Genomic DNA, 22,117 nt, shown 5'->3' with positions numbered 1-22,117 from the left:
TTTACCTCCATTTCAAGAACTTACTCGGTTCCCCAGATCCGGCGGAAATCCTCTTCCTTGAATCCCACTGTAACCTTGTTTCCCGATATGACAATCGGCCGCTTGATCAGCATCCCGTTCCCGGCCAGCAACTCCAGTTGTTCGCGCTCGCTGAGGTTCGGCAGCTTCTCCTTCAGATTTTCCCGCTTGTAGACTTCGCCACTCGTATTGAAGAACTTTTTAAGCGGAAGGTCGCTAGCAGCGACCAATTCACTTAATTCATCAACCTCCGGAGTCTGCTCTACGATATGGCGCAGTTCCAGGTCATGTCCCTGATCTTTCAGCCATTTCACCGCACTCCGGCATGTTCCGCACTTCGGATAATGATATACGATCAATTGACTCATGAATCGATTCTCCTTAGATCAAGTCTGTTATTTTAAATTGGGCTTCGTCTCTTGCGACTTCTTGAGCTGCGCTTCCAGTTCTTCCATATCCGCAGGAAGCGGCGCTTCAAACGTCATTTCGCGGCGGAGTATCGGATGGGCGAAGGCCAACTGCGCCGCGTGCAGCGCCTGACGGCCGATCGCGGCGTCCAGCGCCGATACGTTCACAAGCTCCGCAGCCGCGGCGGGCCCTGCCGCATCGTATACCGGATGCCGGTACATCCGGTCCCCGATCAGGGGCGTGCCGATGGACGTCATATGCACACGGATCTGATGCGTGCGGCCGGTAAGCAGCTTCAGCTCAACCTTTGAGGCAGAAGGATACCGTTCCTTCACCTCGTACCGGGTCAGCGACGGATAACCGTCCGGCGTTACGATCCGCCGATGCGGCTCGAGCGGATCGCGGTCGATCGGGCCGTCAATGTCTCCGCGTTCCGGCACGGGAATCCCATGAACAAGCGCGATATAACGCTTGTCGACGGCACCGCTTAACATCTGCTCCGATATATGCTGATGGCTGTACGGATTTTTCGCGATAGCGAGCACGCCGGACGTTTCCTGATCCAGCCGGTGAACGGGCCGGAAGCGGTAGCGCTCTTTTTTTTGCGCCCAATAATGCACGACTCCGTTAGCCAGCGTATCGGTATAATGGCCATGGGTGGGATGAACGATCATCCCTGCCGGCTTGTTAACCACGAGCAGATGCTCGTCTTCATAGAGGATATCGAACGGGATCGGCTGCGGCAAAATATCCTCCGAAGTCTCCGTCTCCATCCGAATCTCTACGAGATCGCCGGCGCTGACATGCACACTGATATAGACTCTCTCCCCGTTCAGGGTAATTCCCCGCTCGGTCAGTTTAAGGCGGGACAGAAGCTTGCGTGACACGTCCATCCGTTTTTGCAGAATGGTCTTGAGCAGCATGCCCTCTTCTTCAGCAGGAACGGTGTAGGAGATGGGCGGATAGTACGTTGTCATCTTAAGTCCCGGAACACCTTGGCGCCGCGGATATATTCCACATCGGCTACTCCCAGCCGTGTATTGGCCGTGCGTGCGAGTGCGAAGAAATAATCTGAAAGCCTGTTCAAGTAAGCCACCGTCTCCCCGTTGATATCCGTGCTGCGGCCAAGCGATACGGTCCGGCGTTCGGCGCGGCGGCACACGGTCCGGCACACATGCAATACAGAGGCAAGTCCGCTTCCTCCCGGCAAAATAAACCGCTCAATCGGCGGATTCTCCGCCTGCAGAAGATCGATCCACCGCTCCAGCCGCTCCGCCATCCCGCCGGTTACCTTGTAATTCCCTTCGTCCTGCCTTACATAAGCCAGATCGGAGCCGCAGTCGAACAGCTCATGCTGAATCTCCAGCAGCTGCTGCCGCACATCGGCAAATTGTTCGTCATCCATCATGCTGCGCGCCTGCCCGACAAAGCCGTTCAGCTCGTCAATCGTTCCGTAGGCTTCGATCCGGAGATCATCCTTGAAGACCCGGCCGCCGATGACCGAGGTCTCGCCCCTGTCGCCCGTCCGCGTATAAATCGCCATCTGCATCCCTCCATTTTATTTCATCATCGCATTTATAACTTGAACGCTCCGCTCCACATTTCCGGCGGAAGCCGGTATGGTAACGAACAGGTCCTCCGGCGTATACCCGGCGTCCTTGAACAGCTTCAGCTTCGAGACAGGGATACCATATAAATGCGTCTCCTGCTTCAGCTCTATCTGTTTATCTCCGGATTTGCTCTCTACGCCTCCCTCAAACACCCCTTCAGGGAAATCCTCTTTATTAATATGGGCATCAAGCGGAACATTGGAGCCCTGCTTGCCGTAGTCCAGCATTTCCTGCTTGGGCAAAATAATAAGATCATTCGTTGCCCCCGCATATTCCAGCAGCAGTTTCTGACTGTTATAGATAGGCGACACATTAAATTCCACCTTCAGGTCCTGTCCCAGACTCGCTTCCAGCTTGTCCTTCAGCTTATCGGCTGTGCCATCCGGCGTCCCATTCTGGCCCATCAAAAATACCGTTACCGTATTGGCGTCTTTGCCCCCGCAGCCCGCAAGCAGCGCGACCACCACAATCAGCACCGCCAGCACGGCGTAACCTCGCATCTTCCGTCCTCCGCTCAACCAACGTCCCTCCCGGCTTCTAACATTTCATGTATTACTACTGTACCATATTCGCTTCGGCTTGTAAGGGTCGTGTTCTTTCAAGCGCTCAAGTCTATGATACTGCGGCTAAAACAAAAAGAGGGTCCAAAGGACCCTCGCGGCCGATTCCCGTTATTTATTGCGGGAACGTCTCTTCATATATTCGTTAATCTTCAAATCCAGCTTACTGCTGATCTCCACTACGTTATCCGAGGTGAGTGAATTCTCCTGCATAAACAACTGCTCCATTCGTCTCCGGAGTATGTGGATCTCCTCTTCGAGGGATAGGCTGCACGAGACAGCATCATCCCTGGCGGAAGCTTTTCCGCTTTCCGGGAAACGCTTCGCGCCAAACCACATATAGTAATCGGTACAAAGCACCAACATCCCCCCAAAAAGTTATATGGAGCGGAGCTTCACTAATATTTCCGCCCTGGCAATATCGCTCCTAAATTATATGACCCGGTTATCGAAGCTCAAAGTTATATAAATAAACTGTATTGAGAGTAATATTATACCATATGACAAAAATATTAGCTATCGTTTTCATAGATATTTTCATTGAATAGCAATATTTTCATACATTTTTTCACATAATCTGGCCTAATTTTCTCTTTCTTTCTTCAAAATCGCCACAAACGCGCCGATCCGTTCGAGCGCTTCGTTCAATTGGCTAACGGAAGTGGCGTAGGAGCAGCGCAAATAGCCTTCGCCGCCAAGTCCGAATACGCTTCCCGGTACGGCCGCCACCCTGAATTCACGGAGCAAGCGTTGGGCGAATTCGTCTGAAGTCAGTCCGGTTCCGGCGATGCTCGGAAATGCGTAGAACGCACCCTGAGGCTCATGGCATTCCAGTCCGGCCTCACGCAAGCCCTTGACGATTAGTCTGCGCCGCTGGTTGTAGGAATCAACCATTCGGTCTTTTTCCTCCATGCCGTTCGTCAACGCCTCAAGCGCCGCTACCTGGCCCATGGAAGGCGCGCACATTACGGTGTACTGGTGAATTTTGAGCATAGCCGAGATCAACTCGGGATGTCCGCAGGCATAGCCCATCCGCCAGCCCGTCATCGCGAACGCCTTGGAAAAACCGCTGACGAGAATCGTGCGGTCCATCATTCCGGGCAGAGAGGAAAAGCTTACGTGATTGCTGCCGTAGGTCAGCTCGGCATAAATTTCGTCGGATATGACGATTAGGTCATGTTTCTCGACCACCTTGGCAATAGGCTCCCAGTCTTCCCGGCTCATGATCGCTCCCGTCGGATTGCTCGGATAGCACAGGATCAGGATTTTGGACCGCGGCGTAATTTTGGCTTCCAGCCCTTCGGCCGTCAGCTTGAACCGGTCCTTGCCGAACGTCTCGATGCCGACAGGAATCCCACCGCCGATCGAGGTGATCGGTGAATAAGAAATATAGCAGGGCTCCGGAATCAGAATTTCGTCTCCCGGCGCTATCAGCGCCCGAAGCGCCAAGTCGATCGCTTCGCTGCCGCCTACGGTCGCGATAATCTGCTTCTCAGGATCATAATTCAGGTCAAAGCGGCTATCCAGATAGCTGGCAATTCCCTCGCGCAGTTCCGGCATTCCCGCGTTGGAGGTATATCCGGTAAATCCCCGTTCCAGCGAATAGACGCAGGCTTCCCTGACATGCCACGGCGTCTTAAAATCTGGCTCGCCCACCCCTAAAGAGATGATATCCTTGCTCCCTGCGGCCAAGTCGAAAAATCTGCGGATGCCCGATGGCTGAATCTGCTGAACCAGCGGGGACAGATAGGAAGACATCGATTTGCTCTGTTCCCCGGACGGTTGGGTTTTATTCGTAATCATATATTCTCATCTCTTCCTTTACGGGGAGATCATCAGACGGTTGTCTTCTTCGTGATCTTCGAAAATAATCCCGTCCTGTTTGTATTTTTTAAGGGTGAAATTCGTCTTGGTCGACAGTACGGAGTCAATGGGAGACAGCTTCTCGGAGACGAAGTTCGCGACCTCGCGCAAATTGCGGCCCTCCACTTCCACCAGCAGGTCATAGGCGCCGGACATCAGATACACCGACTTCACCTGGGGATACAGATAAATCCGTTCGGCGATGCCCTCAAATCCGCGTCCGCGCTCAGGGGTAATCTGCACCTCAATCAGAGCCGTAACCCGCTCGTCGTCCACTTTATCCCAATTGACCACGGTCGCGTATTTAACGATAACGTGATCCTTCTCCATCTGCTCGATCGCAGTCTTCACTTCTTCTTCTTCCGCTCCAAGCAGCGTCGCCAAAAGCTCCGGGGTTCTTCTGGCATCCTCTTTGAGCAGCTCCAGCACTTTTCTCTTCAGCTCATTCACTTGTTCCATGACTTCCCTCCGGGATCTTCGCCGGGAACGCGCCCTCTGCTGCCGGCGCTCCGGCGAAAGAATTGGTTTCATAAGAGTTTAATATTAATATGACATGAAAAGGTCATATCTGCAAACAAAAATAACCCCGCCAATCAGCGGGGAAGTAATGGATCAGATTTGAACCGGAGACGGACTGAACATAAGCCTCTTATCTCTAACATAGCAATAAAGCATCCGGTCATTCGCTGAAAGCCGCAAAGAATAAACGTTTTCTTCGTCAAAACGGATGGGCCTGCAGCCGCTCAACTACGCCGCTCAAACGTCGTGCGGCAAAGTTACATATAGTAAGGGTTTTGCACGTTAGCCTGATGCTGCGATACATTCGGTGCTTGGGCATAGGCGCCTTGGCCGCCGGTTTTTTGCTGAACGAACTGCTGGGATTTTTGCTGGGTCTGATGCGCGTTCTGAATCTCTTTATCCAGCTCCTGGCGCAGCGCCTTGGAAGGAGCCTGGTACATATTCAGCTGCGACATCTGCGTGAAAAGCTCGCCATGAAGACGAAGCGTATCCATGGTCAGATCATTGAAGGTGCGGCGAACGGACGGACATGCGGATTCGGTGGTGGCTGTCGTATATTCCCCGACCGTCCGTTTCAAATCTGCCAGGATTATATTCAGCAAATCCTCGTCCTGCATAAATGCATTTCCAGTTTGTGAGTACACGTCATTTGACCTCCTAAAAGTTTTGTGATGATCGGCTTTCGAGGGCAGGCTTCAGCAAAACTGGCTTCGGAAGCATATACTTAAGTTTGGTGATGATTCGCTTCGGAAGCATGTGCTTAAGTTGTGCGGAGCGGTTCCTTATTGCGGCTGGGTGGGTGCGTACTGCTGATGCTGCTGAAGCAGTTGAATCAGCGCCCCCATGTGATGGCTGTGGTTTTGAATTTGCTGCTCACAAATTTGGCGGACCGTTTGATTTTGCGTAGTTCCGGCAGTAGCCGCATACTGCTTGATCAGCAGGTCTTCGTTGGAAATGGAGTCGGAAATATACTCCAGTTCTTTACTGCTCAAAGGTTGCGTTTGCGTAGATTGCATTGTATTCATTCCTTTCTTGGAATAGTTCAACCACACTTAGTATGCCGCTTCGTTTTTCGGTTTATGTGCTAAATTTCGCAAGCGGTTCCCAAACTTCTAGTATTGATGCTTCCCTTCATGTTTGTCATAATGGAGCAAACGGTTATCCAACCAAGAAGGAGAGATTACCCTACAATGTGGAAAGAGTTCAAAAGCTTTGCGCTGAAAGGAAATGTGCTTGATCTCGCTTTCGCCGTTGTGATCGGGGCTGCCTTCGGCAAAATCGTGTCTTCGCTTGTGGACGACGTTATCATGCCGGTAGTTGGACTGCTGATCGGCGGTATTGATCTTAAAAGTCTGCAATATACATACGGAGACGCAGAGCTGAAATACGGCGTCTTCCTCCAAAGCGTTCTCGACTTTTTTATCATCGCTTTCTCGCTGTTTCTGCTCGTCAAGCTTGCCGGGAGGTTCAAACGTAAACGGGAGCAAGAGGCCAAAGCCGATCCCTCCCCGACGCGTGAGGAGCTGCTGCTAACCGAAATCCGCGACCTTTTGAAGAACAGGTAGGCACTTTAGTCTGACGTAAGCTATATAAAATTCAAACAGCCGTCTCTCCTGCCGAGTTGCCCAGGAAGACGGCTGTTCGTTCATGCTGATGAATCGGCTATGGCATTAACCGGAAGCCATCATGAACGTTCCGGCAAAGATTCCCTGCGCAGCATCCGGCGCAGAAACAGCCAGCTTCCAAGCGGCGCGGCTCCAAGGCCCAGCAGCAGCAAAGTAACGGTGCGCGGTGCGGCGCTGACCGACAGAATGCCGATAAAAATAAACGTTCCCGCCAGCCGTCCGGTCATCAGACACAGCTCGCGCAGCACAACCAGTTCGACGCGCTTGCCGGCGCTCTCCTCGCTTTCGCCCATCAGATCAAAGCTGGTGGAGACCATCGGCAGCATATACAGCGGGATGAACAGCGATGTCCCTATGCCCATAACGAGCAGCATGCCGTAATTTACCGCCCACAGCATAGGCGCTATCACCGCCACGAGTAGAAGCGCTCCGCAGAGCATACCGGCCGACCGGAATTTGGGCCTCAGCCATTTGCCGGCCGCCCAGTAGCTGACGAGCGACACCGCAGAGGTAATCAGCGTGAACTGTCCCAGCTTACTCTCCTCTCGTGCCGCTATATATACCAAGAGCCCGATCAGAAATGAAAATACACCTTCGCGCAGGCCTTGAAAAAACAGCGCAGTCCCCGTCACGCGCCAATCCCCATCTCCGGAACGCAGCTGATGCCAAGGCTCCAGCCATTCGTAGCTGCCGGAGGTTTTGCGCTTTTTCAGAAAAAAGCTCAGCACTGCCGCCGCACCATAAATACAAAGCGAAATAATAAAAACTAGCCGGTAGCCCCGGTTTCCATGCAGCGCGGAGATCAGCCAACCGGAAAGCCACGGCCCGACGATGCCGGTCAGCGAACCAAGGAGACCTACCCATCCGTTAAATGCATCGCGGTTCTCACGTTCCGTAATTTCAAAATAAACGATGTTGAAGGCCAGCCAGAATAGGCCGGAAGCAATGCCAAGTACAATGCCAAGCGGCCAGACATATTGAACCACCTTGCTCTCCAGCCACAGCACCAGAAGATAAAAAAGGCCCGAAACGGCGATGCCAAGCCGCAGGGCGTTCATTTTATTATGTTCCTTCACCCACTTGCCGCCCAGCCAAAAGCTGAGACCCAGAGCAAGCTGCTGGGCTACAGTAAACCAGCCGATCATAGCGTAATCCTGACGGCTTTTCCACAAATAGACATTCAGAAAAGTTCCCGCGAGCGCGCCCGAAAGCACGAATAACCCGTTAACCGCCAGCAGCAGCGCCGCCTGTCCCCGCAGCGAGACCTTCATGGTATTCCCCCTAACCTTTGAGACATGCTGCTGTTTAACATGCCCCAAACCGGAGGATCTTAGCGGGGGAAATTATTTATTTGCGAAGACCCCCGATATTGCGGACCCACTGCTCCCGATCCTCTTCGGCCAGGCTGTGCTGAACTTGAAAGCATGATGGGCAGACATACACATTCAGGGAGAACGGCGCGTTCAGCAGCGGTGCGCCAAGAAAGGCCGGCGCAGCCGATTTGAAATCACTTACCCCTACCGTACCGGCCAGCAGCATATATTCATGACATTGCGGACATTCCGGAACTTCGGCCTGCTCATCAAGAACAGCGGCCACGGCGCTGTCATAACGCTCCAGATCGTAAGTGTCCCGGTAAGCATCGAGCGAGTTGAATACGGGAACGACTCCGTCATGCTCGTCTTCTTCCCATAAATCATCGCCATGTTCATGCTCATGCTCGTCATCGTCTTCCTCATCTTCCAATTCGTCATTCAGGTCTTCCCTGCTGATGTTTACCGTACGGTAAGCGCTAAGTTCGTTGCCGCAATGAGGGCAGGCTTCCTCCGGTCCGAGTTCTTCGTCCCATACAATTTCCGTATGGCACCAAGGGCAGATGGTTGTATCCATTTCTTCAGTCTCCTTCGTTAATTCATCATTAAATAGATAATTCCGGCCGCCATAAACAAGACCGCCGCAACAAACAGCACACGCACCAAAATTTTCATTCGGCTTCAGCGTCTCCTTTTGCGCCGTTCGATTTTTTCGCTACAGAATAGAAGCCCCGATCACATAGGACAATGACACGGAAATCAGCATCGCCGTCAGTCCGACCGCCCGATTATCCGCAGCAATCTCCTTGTCGATCGAAAAGACGGGCGTCAGAAACTCAAACATAAAGTAAGCAATTAGCAGTAGAGCAAAGCCGATCACCGACCATTTCATGGTTTCGTAAATCGAAGCCTCGGCCTGAATACTGAAGCGCAGCACGTTGCAGATGCCGAATATTTTGCCGCCGGTCGCCATTGAAGCCGCCACGTTGCCTCTGCGAATTTCATCCCAGCAGTTGTATTTCGTTACCATTTCGAATATGGACAGAAAGACAACCAGCTCCAAAATGGCAACCGCAAAGTAGCCGAGCAGGCTTCCCAGCGGATGGCTCAGCCAAGCATCGATTACGTGTTCCATAGGTTTTCTCCTTCTTTCCGCCGGAAAAGCCCGTTATTTCAGCTCCGCAACCGTAACGCCCGCGCCGCCTTCGTTGTAGTTGCCGAGACGGTAGTTCTTGACATGCTTATGCTTACGCAAGTATTCCTGAATTCCCGAGCGCAGGACACCGGTTCCTTTGCCATGGATAATATAAATCTGGCCAAGATTGCCGAGAAACGCTTCATCGATAAAACGGTCCGTCTCCATCAGCGCCTCTTCCAGATTCGCCCCCCGCAAATCCAGCTCGCTGCGGGTATTCTCGTCCCGTGTGCGCTTCACGGTCGTGGCCTGGCGCAGCGGCTGCGGCGCAGCCGGCTTAGCGGGCGACAGCAGCTCCAGATCGTCCAGCCGCACCTTCATTTTCATGATGCCGAGCTGTACGATGGCTTCCTTGGCTCCGCTCAGCTCGACGACATGGCCTTTCTGATTCAGGCTGTGTACAGCCACTTCATCACCGGGCCCGATTTGACGCGTCTGCTTATTCGTCGCCCCTCGTGCGGGCTCTTTCTTGCGGGGCGAAGGCTGCGCTTCATCGAGCCGCCGGCGGGCCTCGATCAGCTTATGCTCCTTGACCGACGCCCCTTCCTCCAGAGCCAGACGACGAAGATCACTGATAATCTGCTCGGCCTCCTTGCGGGCCTTGTCGACAATCGAGGCGGCATCCTTCTCCGCCTTCTCAAGCCATCTGTCGCGCTGGTTCTCCAGCTTCTCTAGTTCCTGGCGCTGCTTGCCGCGCAGTTCCTCCGCCTCGCGCCGCAGATTCTCCGCCCGCTCGCGCTCATTCTCCGCGCCAAGGCGGTTCTCTTCCAGCGAAGCGATCATATGCTCGACGCGCAGATCCTCTTCCTTCACCTCGCCGCGCGCATGCTCCAGAACGGCGGCCGGCAGTCCCAGCCGCTCGGCGATCGCAAAGGCGTTGCTTCGGCCCGGAACGCCGACCAGGAGGCGGTATGTCGGCCGCAGGCTCTGTACATCGAATTCCATGCTGGCGTTGATAACACCCTTGCGTTCATAGGCATAAGCCTTAAGCTCGCTGTAATGTGTCGTTGCCACCATCCGGCATCCCGTCCGGTGGATATGCTCCAGAATGGCGATTGCCAATGCCGAGCCTTCCGCCGGGTCCGTTCCCGCTCCGACTTCGTCGAGCAGGACCAGGCTTTTGGGAGTCATACGCTTCAGAATGGAGATAATATTGGTCATATGGCTGGAAAATGTGCTCAGGCTCTGCTCAATGCTCTGTTCATCTCCGATGTCGGCATAAATAGCGTCGAACACGCACATTTGGCTGCCTTCCTCGGCCGGAATAAAAAGACCGGACATCGACATCAGGCTGAGCAGCCCGATTGTCTTCAGCGTAACGGTCTTCCCCCCCGTATTCGGGCCTGTCACGATAATGGAGCTGTACTGGTTGCCGAGTTCCACATCCAGCGGAACGACGGACTCCGCGGCAATAAGCGGATGTCTCCCTTTGCGCAGCTTCAGATAGCCGCGGTCGTTCATCCGTGGACGGGCGGCTTTCATTTCCCGCGCCAAGCGGGCCTTGGCGAATATAAAATCAAGCTGGCCCAGAATATCGACGTCATACGCCGTCTCCTCGGCAATTTCACCGACAAGTGCGGTCAGCTTCCGCAGGATGATCTCAATTTCCCGCTCTTCGCGCAGCCGTGTTTCCCGGAGCTTGTTGTTCATTGCGACAATCGATTCCGGTTCGATGAACAGCGTTGCTCCCGAACCCGACTGGTCGTGAACGATACCGCCGAAGTGGGACCGGTATTCCGCCTTTACCGGAATCACGAACCGGTCGCCGCGGATGGTGACCAGCTGATCCTGCAGCATCTTCGACACTGAAGAGGAACGAATCATCGAATCCAGCTTCTCGCGGATTCTCGTCTCGCCGTTTCTCAGCTCCCTGCGGATAGAGGACAGCTCGGCGCTGGCGGTATCGAGCACCTCCGCATTCTCGTCGATGGCAGAGCGAATGGCGTCCTCAACAGGCTTCTGCTCCGAGACCAGATCGCTTAGATCGAAGAGCATCTGAATCGGCTCTTCTTCATGCATAGCGGCCAAAAAGCGCTTGACCCGCCGTCCGCCGCCAATGGTATTTCCTACAGCCAGCAGCTCATGTGGGCCGAGCATTCCGCCGATGGAGGCCCGCTTCAACGAAGATTTGATATCGGTTATGCCGCCGAAGGACGGTACTCCTTTCAAACGGTCAACCGTCGCCGCCTCGTCCGTCGCCTGCAGCAGCAGCTTGACGCCTTCGAAATCACCGGATGGCTTCAGGTTCTCGGCCAACACCAGTCCCATCGGAGTTTGTATATATTGCATCAATTTATTTATTATCTTTTGATACTCAAGCGTATGCAAAATCTTGTCGTCCAATTACGGTCACAGCTCCCTTCATATAGAAATCATTATACCGAATGTGGCTCATTTTCGCTATTTGGGTACGTTTTACCAACATAACGGGGAATGTTTCTGTGTACAATAACCCTTGCACGTATCCTTAAGGCTAAAAGCAAAGGAGGCTTGTACAGTGAGATTTTTGGGTCATGTTGTCCGCTTCATCGTGTCCGCGCTTGTCCTTCTTGTGGTTGGCTGGATTGTTCCAAATTTCAGCGTCGGCGGCTTTTGGAGCGCCCTTATGCTTGCTCTGGTGATCGCACTGCTGGGGTGGATCGCCGAAGGCATTTTCGGCCGCAAAACAACGCCGTTCGGACGTGGTATCGTAGGGTTTCTGGTAAGCGCGCTGGTCATCTGGTTGGCACAGTTCATTGTCGCGGGCGTTAGCGTATCTATTATTGGCGCTATCCTCGCGGCTCTGGTCATCGGGATTATTGACCTGTTCCTGCCTGTGTCTACCCCGTTTGAAGCCGCTAAATAACCAGACTTACGAAACCAGAAAAGAAGCCGTCCCTGACACGATGAGTGAAAGGGCGGCTTCTTTTGTAGATCAAACCGGTACAGGCTTTTTGTCCCCAGAGGTAACGACCTGGTTTTTACCGCTGTGTTTGGCCAGATATAGGGCTTCGTCCGTTTTACGGAACAACAGTTCCTTTCCGTCGCCAGTATAATAGCGGTATAAACCGATGCTGACGGTAATCCGTCTCCCCCCCGCATAGGGATGTTCCATTCCGGCTATGTCGGACCGGAGCTCTTCGGCCAGCGCAAAGGCTTCCTCCGGATCTTTATCCGTAAAAATAATCGCGAACTCCTCTCCTCCATACCTTGCGGCAAAATCGTTCGGACCGATCATTCCGCCGATCTTCCCCGCGACCTCCTTCAGCACAATGTCTCCAATCCAATGGCCGTATGTATCGTTCACCTGCTTAAAATTGTCTATATCAAACAAGGCGAGCTGCAGCCGCAGCCCGTTCGTCTCGCACTGCTCCAGCAGCGAATCCAGATATTCGTGGAAGGTCTTGTGGTTGTAAAGTCCGGTAAGCGCATCGATCTTGAGCAGCTTGTCGGCAATTGCCCGTTCAACCAGCAGGCCCTGCTCCGATTGGGTCAGCTGCTCTAAATATTCGCTCGTTTCACGTGCACGCACGATAACCCCATGCGCCAAGACCACAAATACGATAAAAATACATTCCATCATCAAGAATTCAGACAGCGGTTTATTCAGCAGTCCCCGCTCCAACATGTAATAAATGACGGCGTATTCGAAGATGCTGAGCAATCCGAGAACGTAAAGCATTCTTCGGTCAAAATAAACAAGCGAAGTCATTGCAGGCATCATCAGCGCAATCTGCACGCCGTCGACATAGGGCACGCTAACAAAGTACAACAGGCAAGAGATGACAAACCCGCAGCCGACTACCATTTGCTTTTGAAATCTAAAGTCGGAGCGCAGCCAGATCTCCGCCACGATTACACTCAGCAAAATGAGGAGATTGCAGAAAAATAATAGATATCCGATCTGCGCTGAAATGGCGCGAAAAGGTTCCGGATTCAAGCCGATCAGCGCGCAAAAAACCTGCCCGATAAGAGCAATCGCGGCCAATGTCCAGTATACATTCAATATTCTTCGGTGCCAGACTTCGTTATTCAGTAAAACAGCTGCTCCACTAATGAGAATCCCCTACTTTTAACCTATGTATTTTGAACACTTCCGCCAACCTGTAAGGTGGGGAGTCTGAAGTGACTGAAATTTCCCTTTATAATAGCACATATGTTCGGTTTTGAACATATAAAAAGCGTTTCATCCCCCCTCCTATGGAGGTGGAAGTCTTCTTGCTAATGATGATAAAATATTCCGTAGTATATTGATTTTCATTATAATAAATTTGAATCGCTTTTGCATCCTTAAACTTAAGGAGGACAAAATGAAGAGCACGCCTTTGTTTTTGTTATCCATCGCCTTATTGCTCGTTCTTGCCGCTTGCGGCGGGAATTCGGGGAACGGCGGAAATGCGGCAGACAGCGGTAAAGAGATTTCGGTTAGCTCGGCAGCCGCGCAGGAAGAGATTGTCATCAAAGCCACCAATTTCAGCTTCGACAAAAAAGAATACCATTTGAAAAAAGGAGTTCCCGTCAAAATCGTATTTGAGAACGAGAGCGGCAATCACGGCGTACTGGTTCCCGAGCTTAATCTTCAATTAGACGGAAAAAATAACTCCCAAGTCATTGTCCCTGAACAAACAGGCACGTTTCGAATGACCTGCGCCATTTTTTGCGGGTCTGGCCACAGTCAAATGAGCGCCGACATCATCGTTGAATGATATTCACGTATTTACCCGTTTAAAAGGGCAGCCACCGGATTTCTCCGTGAGTCTGCCCTTTTATTCGCCGCCATTCAACTATCCTGTTCGATAAGTTGAATCCATTCATTATATTCATTTTGCAGCTTGGCATATTCCGCCTGCAGCTTCTGATGCTCCTGCGTAACGCGTTCCAGTTCGCTATGCCGCATTTCGAATTCGGCTTGGAGCAGCCGAAGCTGCCCCTGGACCAACTCGTAGCTTTCTCCAATCTCGCCAAGCTTCTGGAGAGCGTCGCTGCGCTCCTGGCTCAGCGAATCGCGCACCCGCTCACCCTCTTCGGCCTCCTGCTGCCACAGGTCGATTTCCTCGCGCAGCTTAGCTTCCGTCTCTGCCCAGCGCTGCTGTGCCTCTTTCAGATCTTCATAACTCGCTCTCCACGATTCGCCGTAACTCTGCGCTTCGCTCAATTGCTCCCGCTGCAGTTCTGCGGCAGCCGCGGCCTCTCTGCCCGCTTCGGACAATTCTTCCAGGCGAAGCGAGGTCTGCTCGGCTTCTTCCTCGAGCAGACGGCAGCGCTCCTGCTGCCGTTCTCCATCCTGCAGCACTTCATCGTACTGGACAATCAATTCCTCATACCGTTCACGCAAGCCGGCCAGAGCAGTTTCCAGCTCCGTTTCTTTGACCTTCAGCGCCTCTTCGGCGCTTTCGGCTTTCTGCCGGAGAACCCGTTCCCGCTCCAATGATGCCGACAGCCCTTCGGTTTCACCTCGCAGTCCGTGAAGCTCTCCTTTCACGGCTTCGAGCTTCTCCTCGGCTAACAGCAAGCTAACCTCCAGTTCGCCGATTTCCTCCTGGCGCTTGCCTGCCGCCGCCTTCCACTCAGCATGCTCAGCCGTCATCCTCGCTAGCTCGTCCAGGGTACGGGCAAGGTCTTCGGACGTCTCGCCAAAAGACTTCCGAAGCTCATCCGCCTGACTCTTCGACAGCTCGTAGACCTGCCGCAGCTCGGCCAGCTCCTGCTGCAGCAGATCGCCGAGACTTGAAGCAGCCTGCAGCTCACCTTCAAGCTGCTTTTCACGCATAAGGGCCTCACTATGCTGATTTTGCAGAGCGGACCGGGCTTCTCGTTCCGTCTTCAAGCCTGCTTCCTCAGCGCGCAGCTTCGCTTGCAGCTGGCTGATTGTGCCACGCAGCTCGCCAATCTGCTTCTCGAGCTCCTGCGTGCTTTGCTTGTGCCGATGCTCCTGGTTGCCCAAGGTCTGCCGGAGATCCTTGTTCTTCGCCAGCTCATGCTGCAGCAGTTCCCGTTCCCGGCTCAGTTCCTTGTTCAGCGCCGAAACCGCCTCTTCCCGCTCAAGGGTCATCATACTTTTCGTTTCCGAGAGTTCTCTGCTTAGCGCGGCTTTCGTCTCCTCAAGCTCCTGTTGCAGCCGCACTTTAACTTCAGTCAGTTCCGCCAGGTGTGAAGCCCGAAGTTCATCAAGCTCCAAACGGTGCGCCGCCGTCAATTCATCCACTTGCTTCAGGCGAAGCGCATCGGCCTGTCCCAGCTCCCGCAGATTGCTTTCCCGGCTCTCCGCCAGTTCGCGTTCATGTCTTTCTCGCAGATCCTGCTGCTCCAGGTCCCGCCGTTTCAGCTCTTCCTCAAGTCCCAGCCGAACCGCTGCGGCCGTCTCCTTCGCCTTCTGCAGCAGCTCTTCATGCGTCCTGCGCTCCAGCTCTTCAGCCTCCTGATGCCGCTTACGCTCCTCCTCAGCCTCGGAAATCAGCCTGCTCGATTCCTGCCGGGCCTCGGAAACCACCCTTTCCAGTTCTTCCTGATGCTGCTGCTGCGCTTCCAGCAGCCGGGCGACTTCGGTGCGCAGCGAGCTGCGCTCTCCGGTCAACACATTCAATTCATTCTTGAGATCCTGTGCCTGGATTGCCTGCTCTGCCATATGCACAGCGGCAAGCACCGCTATGCGCGGCGTATCCAGCCGGTTATGGGATTTGGAAATCGCCTGCATATGCTCGTCCACATATTGGGCGACCTGCTTCATATATTCAATACTGCTTCCAACCAGTCTATAGGAAGTACCATAAATTTCCACGGCGACACGGGTCCGGTCCATTGCCACAGTTGTGCCCTCCTTTATGTGTATGCGGATTCTAAGCTGTTTCTCTTTTCTATTGTAACTTTACCCACAAGCGTTTGGCAAAAAAGCTTCTATTCCCTGGTTCCCGCCTCAGGCCGTATTCTCAAAAAGGAAAAACCGCAGCGATTCCAGGTTTCTAAATGGATTCGCTGCGGCTTTACAAATTCCTGCTATTTTCTTAAGTTCGCGCCAAAACTTTGCTGAAGCACGGCCAGCACCTTCTCGTGAACCTCCGAGACTTCCTCGTCGGTCAACGTATGTTCCGTATGGCGGTACAGCAGCGAGATGGCGATACTCTTCTTGCCGCTCTCCAGCTTGCCGCCGGTATATACGTCAAATACCTGCGCCGATTGCAGCAGGCTTCCGCCCTGCTCGCGAATGGCATTCAGCAGCCGGCTCGCCGGAACTTCCGAATCCACGACGAGCGCAATATCCCGCTCCATGCCCGGGAAACGGGGAAGCTCGCTGTACTGCAGCGATGTCCGCGCCGCTTCATAGAGCGGCGACAGCAAAATCTCAGCCGCATACGTATCCTCCAGATCCTGCTTGCGCTGCAAGTCGGGATGAATCTGACCTATGGTGCCGAGCTTAATCCGCCCTTTTTCTCCGTTCAGATACAGGGAAGCCGAGCGGCCGGGATGATAACCTTGCGGAGAATCGCCCTCAAAAACAACGGCGTGCTCCAAACCGAGGTATGCGAATACGGATTCCAGCGCTCCCTTCAGATCGAAGAAGTCGACAGGCTCGGCAGCGACATTCCACTGCTTCGCCGCCTTGCTGCCCGTCAGCAGCAGGCCCAGCGTCTGGAACTCGCGCGGCTGGCGGGTCAGCTGTTCCTCATCGGTCACGAATACGGTGCCGATTTCGAACAGCGCCAGGTCGCTCTGCCGGCGGTTAATGTTATACTGGGCGATATCCAGCAGCTGTGGCAAAAGACTTGTCCGCAGCACGCTTCGGTCCTCGCTCATCGGCATGGCCAGCTTGACCGCAAGCCCACCCTCGGTCAATGCAGGGAACAGCGTGGTTTGCCCGGGCTGAATGAAGGAATAACCGAGCACCTCCTGATAGCCGCCGTCTGCTAGCAATTTGCGCAGTGCGCGGCGCAGCGCCTGCGGTCCGGTCAATCCTCCCGGTGTAGTCGGACCTTCAATCGGCGTAGTCGGAATGTTGTCATAACCGTACAGGCGGGCGATCTCCTCAAAGAGATCCACGTCCCGGCTGATATCGCCGCGTCTGGTAGGCACGCTAACCTCGATCATTCCCTGCTCTGCATCCCCACATGAAAAATGCAGCCGTGCAAACAGCGTCTTCACTTCCAGCAGCGAAAGGTCCGTGCCGAGACGGCGGTTCACCTTGTCAAGCGACAGCTTAATTACTCTTTCCTGCACTTCGTCGGTTCCGGCTTGAATAATTCCTTCATGCACAGAGCCTCCAGCATAAGTGCTAAGAAGCGAAGCCGCGCGGTTCAGCGCGGGAATAACAGAGCGCGGGTCCACTTCCTTCTCGAACCGCAGCGAAGCTTCCGAGCGGAGACCGAGCTGGCGTGACGTCTTGCGGATCGTTCCGCCGTCGAATCTGGCCGACTCCAGCACGATATTCACCGTCTGATCAGTCACTTCCGAATTCAGACCGCCCATCACTCCGGCGAGCCCCACCGCTTTTGCTCCATCCGCAATCACCAGCATATGCGGCTCCAGCTTGCGCTCCTGGCCGTCCAGCGTGGTCAGGGTTTCGCCTTCACGGGCAAGGCGGACGCCGAGCGTGCCCCCCTCCAGCCGGTCGGCATCGAATGCATGCAGCGGCTGGCCGTATTCCAGCATGACGTAGTTTGTAATGTCCACAATATTGTTGATTGGACGCACACCCGCCGCCATGAGTCGGTTCTGCATCCACAATGGAGAAGGAGCAGGCTTCACGCCGGCAATGTAGCGGACCGCGTAATGCTTGCAGTGCTCTTCGTTCTCAATACTGACGGATATAGCGTCCGATGCGGGAACGGCGACTTCAATAATATCCCGGCCGGGGTTCGGCAGCGACAGCTCGCGTCCCAAAATGGCGCTAGTCTCATAAGCCGCGCCGATCATGCTAAGACAGTCGGACCGGTTCGGGGTCAGATCGAATTCCAGAATTTCATCGTTCAGGCCGAGCACCTTCGTAATGTCTTGTCCGATTTCCGTGTCATCGGGCAGCACCAGAATACCTTCCTGAAGCTCCTTCGGGAGCAGTTTGTCATTCAGCCCCAGCTCTTTGGCGGAACAGATCATGCCCTGGGACAATACGCCGCGAAGCTTCGCCTTCTTGATCTCAAGACCCGGCAGCTTCGCGCCGACAAGCGCCACGGGAACCTTTTGGCCGGCGGCCACATTCTTGGCGCCGCAGACGATCTGCAGGTCCTCTTCCTGACCGGCGTCGACAATGCACACATTCAGCTTGTCCGCGTCAGGATGCTTCTCCTTGGATTTAACATATCCGGTGACGATCCCGGACAGCCCTTTATTGCGGCGCTCCACGCTGTCGATTTCAATGCCCGCGTCCGTAATTTTATCCGCCAGTTCCTCGGCGGTCACGCCCTCCAGCGTTATATAATCAGCCAACCAGCCGGTTGATACTTTCATGTCCGCTCACTTCCTTATTTAATGTTGATTTTCACGCAGGTTTATACACCTCTGAACTGCTTGACAAAGGCGATATCGTTGAAATAGAAATTACGAATGTCATCAATGCCGTATTTCAACATCGCGATCCGCTCCGCGCCCATGCCAAAGGCGAATCCGCTGTATTTTTCAGGGTCGTAACCGCCCATTTCAAGCACCTTTGGATGCACCATGCCGGCGCCCAGAATTTCCAGCCAGCCCGATTGCTTGCACAATCTGCAGCCATGTCCGCCGCATTTGAAGCAGCTCACGTCGACCTCCACACTCGGTTCGGTGAACGGGAAGAAGCTCGGACGAAGGCGAATGCCTGTGTTCGGTCCGAACATTTCCTTAACGAACTGCTGAAGCGTGCCCTTCAGATCGCTCATGCGGATGTTCGGCCCGATGACAAGTCCTTCAATTTGATGGAACTGGAAAGAGTGGGTCGCGTCGTCGTCATCGCGCCGGAATACTTTGCCCGGGCAGATGATTTTAACCGGAACCTCGCCTCCCATCGACTGCATGGTGCGGACCTGCACCGGAGATGTCTGGGTACGCATCAGCAGTTCCTCAGTCAGATAAAAAGAATCCTGCATGTCGCGTGCCGGATGGTTCTTGGGCAGATTCAGCGCCTCGAAATTATAATAATCCGTCTCCACCTCGGGACCTTCAGCCACACGGTAGCCCATGCCAATGAAGATATCCTCAATTTCCTGAATCACTCTGTTCAGCGGATGAATGCCGCCCTGAGGCAGACGGCGTCCCGGCAGCGTAACGTCTACCTTCTCCGCCTGCAGACGGTTCAGCGTTTCCTGCTCTTGAAAAGCTTCCTGCTTCGCGCCGATAATCTCCTCAATCGCGCTGCGCACCGCATTCGCCACCTGTCCGATGACCGGACGCTCCTCCGCGCTGAGTGAACCCATGCCGCGCAGAACCTCCGTAAGCTCGCCTTTTTTACCCAGATATTTTACCCGCAAGTCATTTAACGTCTGGGGATCCTGCACCTCCTGCAGCTTCGCCAACGCTTCAACCTTCAATGCCTCCAACTTTTCCTTCATTGCCTTAAGCAGCCTCCTTCACTTCAGGTATCAATGCACAAAAAAAGCCTTTTCTCCCGGTAAGGGACGAAAAGACCGTGGTACCACCCTTGTTAGGCGCTATAAGCCAGCTGCTTCCCCAACGAAACGGGACAACCGCCCTATAAACTGCCTCACTTTATACAGAAATAACGGTCTGCGGCCGGTATCCTCTACTGACTGTCCCGCCTTTAAATAGCGGGCAAAGTTCAAGGAACTGCTCCGGAGCGAACTTCGACAGCCCTGTTTCCCGGTCACGCTCTCAATCTCCGGCGTTTCCTCCCTGTGGGTCAGATGCTGTGTACTCTTCTCCATCGTTGCGTTGTTTATAATCAACAAAGTAACATTAATTTATTATAGGCAATGCGGGCGCCTTTGGCAAGCCGTAAGATTCCGGCAAGGATTCAGCTTCCGCAGGAAACATACTTGGAAATATCGGCCCTAAGCCTTACTCTGGGCAGTCTGAATCTCCGACTGAGACAAGTCCCGGTCGTATTCGATTATTGAAACGTCTGCGTCTTCGGCCAATTTGTGGGATTCACTAACAGATAAGCAACGAACAAAAGCCGGATTAGGGCCAAGAATGTATCGAATGGGCCTAAGCTGGGTAATAAGTCTCAACGGTTTGTTCCGGTATAAGTAAAAGCTCCGGCTATTACGCAATGAACTATCCATCCATAGTCTAAAAAGATTTAAGGAACATTGGACGAACATTCCGCATCCCCCCCCCTGTTGAAAGCATGATCTTTAATACATAATCAATAACGTTCTTGGTTTCATAGATTACATCTATACTTAAAATGCATAATTCCGCCCGTCTTTTGGGCAAATACATAGGCATATTTTCAATATGTTTTTGCGAGGAGAGGAAGACAGTGGCTGGGCTTACCGAAGCAAAAAAGACTCGTAAACTAATTGTATTATTCGCTGCTATAACGGTTCTCTTGATTACGATCAGTATCGGTTCCCTGCTGTATTTGAACCATACCATCAACCGGTTCTCCGATACCCTGTACAAGGACATTTACCGGAATACGAATCTCATTTTGAGAGCAGACCGCGATTTGTATCAATCTTCGCTGCTCCTTCAGAACGCCCTTAATCCTTCTTTAACCGTATTGCAGCGCTCTGATTTCCAGCAAGAGTTCAGGGACAGCTTGGCCGAAACCGAGAAGAACATTAATACCATTGCGCGAAATCTGGCCAACATGGAGTCTTATCAGAACCTCGGCAGCAGCAAGGCGGTGCTGGGCGAAATCCGGCAGGAGCTTGCCAAATTTGACGGTCCCTTTGGTAAGTGGCGGACAGCCGCGGGATTGGTACTCTCGGCAGGTTCGCTGAACGACGGCGAAATTCCAGGCTCTTCCTCTCCCGAGGTTTACAGCGAACAATTAAACGATGCGCACCGGAGTCTGGATCAGGCAGCGCAATTGATCGGCATCTATGCAGAACGGGTAACCGCCGATTTTCAAAACCAGAAAAGCACGATATTCGCACTTTACTCTCTTCTGCTGTTCATGCTTGTTCTGGTTATCATTTATCTCGTCCAAAGAATTGTTTGGCTCCAAAGCGAGATGCGGGAGGACCAGGCGCTGTACCAGCTTATCGGAGAGACCATGTCCGATTTTATTCTATTAACCGATGCGAACGGCCAGATTTTATACGCGTCTCCGTCGCATTCAACTGCGCTTGGGTACATCCCCAAGAAAGGCGATCCACTATCGTCATACATCCGAGAATCGGAAATAGCCTGGGCCAAGCTGAAGAGCGTTGTCCAAGCCACACCGCGAATGGCGGAACTGAGAATGAAAAGCGCCGACGGGCACTGGATTTGGCTTGAGACTAGGGTGTCTCCCGTAAGAGGCAACCTGTCTTTTCCAGCGCAGTTCATGCTTGTTTCCCGGGAAATAACGCAGCGCAAGCAGTATGAGGAGCGGCTTCATAAACTGGCGTTCTACGACCATTTGACGTCGATACCCAATCGTGCGCATTTTAAAATGTATATGGAAAACCTGCTCACCAATCCCGATGACCGCCGACAAAAGTTCGCTCTCGCTCTGCTGGATTGCGACAGGTTCAAGCAGCTTAACGACACATTAGGCCACCTGGCCGGTGATGAATTTCTGCAGCTGCTGTCCAGTGAGCTTCAGCAGAGCGTTAAAGGCTTAGGACAGGCATTTCGAATCGGAGGCGATGAATTCGCCGTCATCCTTCACCTTGGCTTCGCTCACGAAGTACTCGATGATATTCTGGACCGGCTGCTTCAGCTGTTCAACAAGCAATGGTCGGCAAACAATGGATCAAGCTTCTGTACGTCGGCCAGTATCGGAGTCGCGCTGCATCCCCAGCACGGAAGTACGATTAATGAACTTCTGCGCGCAGCCGATTTGGCCATGTACCGTTCCAAAAGCCATGGCGGAAATGAATTCAATCTGTATGACGAGGAAATGGATGAGGACTATCCGGAACAAGAAAACTCCAGAAATTGAAATGGA

At 53.3% G+C, this 22,117-nt stretch carries 22 protein-coding genes; 4 read left to right on the top strand and 18 right to left on the bottom strand.

Features of this window, described 5'->3' with window-relative positions:
- Window positions 1–20: 20 nt before the first annotated feature.
- From KP014_RS11840 to KP014_RS11800, 9 genes are all read right to left on the bottom strand, one after another.
- Entirely contained in the window at window positions 21–386 is a 366-nt protein-coding gene (locus KP014_RS11840) for an arsenate reductase family protein (protein ID WP_036595842.1), read from the bottom strand.
- A gap of 27 nt (window positions 387–413) precedes the next feature.
- Window positions 414–1,403, bottom strand: a complete 990-nt coding sequence (locus tag KP014_RS11835) for an RluA family pseudouridine synthase (RefSeq protein WP_090834088.1) — start codon at window positions 1,401–1,403, stop codon at window positions 414–416.
- Entirely contained in the window at window positions 1,400–1,969 is a 570-nt protein-coding gene (locus KP014_RS11830; protein ID WP_036590669.1) for a cob(I)yrinic acid a,c-diamide adenosyltransferase, read from the bottom strand. Before KP014_RS11830 ends, KP014_RS11835 begins: the two co-directional genes overlap by 4 nt.
- A 15-nt stretch (window positions 1,970–1,984) precedes the next feature.
- On the bottom strand, window positions 1,985–2,554 hold the full coding sequence (locus KP014_RS11825) for a type 2 periplasmic-binding domain-containing protein (RefSeq protein WP_090834087.1): 570 nt from the start codon (window positions 2,552–2,554) through the stop codon (window positions 1,985–1,987).
- Between the two features lie 153 nt (window positions 2,555–2,707).
- The gene (locus KP014_RS11820; protein ID WP_090834086.1) at window positions 2,708–2,962 is read right to left on the bottom strand and encodes an aspartyl-phosphate phosphatase Spo0E family protein; all 255 of its coding nucleotides are present in this window, start codon (window positions 2,960–2,962) and stop codon (window positions 2,708–2,710) included.
- A gap of 216 nt (window positions 2,963–3,178) precedes the next feature.
- Window positions 3,179–4,399: an aminotransferase class I/II-fold pyridoxal phosphate-dependent enzyme gene (locus KP014_RS11815; protein ID WP_036590666.1), complete on the bottom strand. Its 1,221-nt coding sequence runs from the start codon at window positions 4,397–4,399 to the stop codon at window positions 3,179–3,181.
- Window positions 4,400–4,417: 18 nt separating this feature from the next.
- Window positions 4,418–4,918, bottom strand: a complete 501-nt coding sequence (locus KP014_RS11810; protein WP_025691884.1) for an Lrp/AsnC family transcriptional regulator — start codon at window positions 4,916–4,918, stop codon at window positions 4,418–4,420.
- Between the two features lie 317 nt (window positions 4,919–5,235).
- Entirely contained in the window at window positions 5,236–5,622 is a 387-nt protein-coding gene (locus tag KP014_RS11805; RefSeq protein ID WP_036590665.1) for a spore coat protein, read from the bottom strand.
- A gap of 138 nt (window positions 5,623–5,760) precedes the next feature.
- Window positions 5,761–5,994, bottom strand: coding sequence for a hypothetical protein (locus KP014_RS11800; protein ID WP_036590663.1), 234 nt, complete (start codon window positions 5,992–5,994; stop codon window positions 5,761–5,763).
- 174 nt (window positions 5,995–6,168) lie between these two features.
- Here KP014_RS11800 and mscL point away from each other — a divergent pair, with 174 nt between their 5' ends.
- Window positions 6,169–6,543 (top strand): large conductance mechanosensitive channel protein MscL, encoded by a 375-nt coding sequence (mscL, locus tag KP014_RS11795; RefSeq protein ID WP_036590662.1) that lies wholly within the window; start codon window positions 6,169–6,171, stop codon window positions 6,541–6,543.
- Window positions 6,544–6,662: 119 nt separating this feature from the next.
- Here the strand turns inward: mscL and KP014_RS11790 are convergent, their stop codons facing one another.
- From KP014_RS11790 to KP014_RS11775, 4 genes are all read right to left on the bottom strand, one after another.
- Window positions 6,663–7,874: an MFS transporter gene (locus tag KP014_RS11790; RefSeq protein WP_036590659.1), complete on the bottom strand. Its 1,212-nt coding sequence runs from the start codon at window positions 7,872–7,874 to the stop codon at window positions 6,663–6,665.
- Between the two features lie 76 nt (window positions 7,875–7,950).
- Window positions 7,951–8,493, bottom strand: a complete 543-nt coding sequence (locus tag KP014_RS11785) for a hypothetical protein (protein ID WP_036590656.1) — start codon at window positions 8,491–8,493, stop codon at window positions 7,951–7,953.
- A 138-nt stretch (window positions 8,494–8,631) separates the two neighbouring features.
- Window positions 8,632–9,051 carry a DUF350 domain-containing protein gene (locus KP014_RS11780; RefSeq protein WP_036590653.1) on the bottom strand — a complete coding sequence of 140 codons (420 nt, stop codon included), beginning with the start codon at window positions 9,049–9,051 and terminating at the stop codon, window positions 8,632–8,634.
- 33 nt (window positions 9,052–9,084) lie between these two features.
- Window positions 9,085–11,454, bottom strand: coding sequence for an endonuclease MutS2 (locus KP014_RS11775; protein WP_090834085.1), 2,370 nt, complete (start codon window positions 11,452–11,454; stop codon window positions 9,085–9,087).
- Between the two features lie 154 nt (window positions 11,455–11,608).
- Between KP014_RS11775 and KP014_RS11770 the strand changes: the two genes are divergently transcribed.
- A complete protein-coding gene (locus tag KP014_RS11770; protein ID WP_036587859.1) occupies window positions 11,609–11,956 on the top strand; it encodes a phage holin family protein in 348 nt (115 codons plus the stop codon).
- A 69-nt stretch (window positions 11,957–12,025) separates the two neighbouring features.
- On the opposite strand, the gene KP014_RS11765 is transcribed toward KP014_RS11770, so the two are convergent.
- Window positions 12,026–13,078, bottom strand: coding sequence for a GGDEF domain-containing protein (locus KP014_RS11765; protein ID WP_051499266.1), 1,053 nt, complete (start codon window positions 13,076–13,078; stop codon window positions 12,026–12,028).
- Between the two features lie 322 nt (window positions 13,079–13,400).
- Between KP014_RS11765 and KP014_RS11760 the strand changes: the two genes are divergently transcribed.
- Window positions 13,401–13,796: a cupredoxin domain-containing protein gene (locus KP014_RS11760; RefSeq protein ID WP_036587856.1), complete on the top strand. Its 396-nt coding sequence runs from the start codon at window positions 13,401–13,403 to the stop codon at window positions 13,794–13,796.
- Between the two features lie 74 nt (window positions 13,797–13,870).
- Here the strand turns inward: KP014_RS11760 and KP014_RS11755 are convergent, their stop codons facing one another.
- The 4 genes from KP014_RS11755 to KP014_RS11740 form a co-directional block, all read right to left on the bottom strand.
- Window positions 13,871–15,895 carry a cell division protein ZapA gene (locus KP014_RS11755; protein ID WP_036587854.1) on the bottom strand — a complete coding sequence of 675 codons (2,025 nt, stop codon included), beginning with the start codon at window positions 15,893–15,895 and terminating at the stop codon, window positions 13,871–13,873.
- Window positions 15,896–16,083: 188 nt separating this feature from the next.
- Window positions 16,084–18,528 carry a phenylalanine--tRNA ligase subunit beta gene (gene pheT, locus KP014_RS11750; protein ID WP_090834084.1) on the bottom strand — a complete coding sequence of 815 codons (2,445 nt, stop codon included), beginning with the start codon at window positions 18,526–18,528 and terminating at the stop codon, window positions 16,084–16,086.
- A 41-nt stretch (window positions 18,529–18,569) separates the two neighbouring features.
- On the bottom strand, window positions 18,570–19,604 hold the full coding sequence (gene pheS / locus KP014_RS11745; protein WP_036598356.1) for a phenylalanine--tRNA ligase subunit alpha: 1,035 nt from the start codon (window positions 19,602–19,604) through the stop codon (window positions 18,570–18,572).
- 99 nt (window positions 19,605–19,703) lie between these two features.
- On the bottom strand, window positions 19,704–19,958 hold the full coding sequence (locus KP014_RS11740) for a hypothetical protein (RefSeq protein WP_139210585.1): 255 nt from the start codon (window positions 19,956–19,958) through the stop codon (window positions 19,704–19,706).
- Between the two features lie 539 nt (window positions 19,959–20,497).
- Here KP014_RS11740 and KP014_RS11735 point away from each other — a divergent pair.
- On the top strand, window positions 20,498–22,111 hold the full coding sequence (locus KP014_RS11735; protein WP_036598355.1) for a sensor domain-containing diguanylate cyclase: 1,614 nt from the start codon (window positions 20,498–20,500) through the stop codon (window positions 22,109–22,111).
- Window positions 22,112–22,117 lie beyond the last annotated feature (6 nt).

Source organism: Paenibacillus sophorae (genome assembly GCF_018966525.1).
Lineage (GTDB): Bacteria > Bacillota > Bacilli > Paenibacillales > Paenibacillaceae > Paenibacillus_AQ > Paenibacillus_AQ sophorae.
This window is presented reverse-complemented; position numbering and strand designations above follow the sequence as displayed.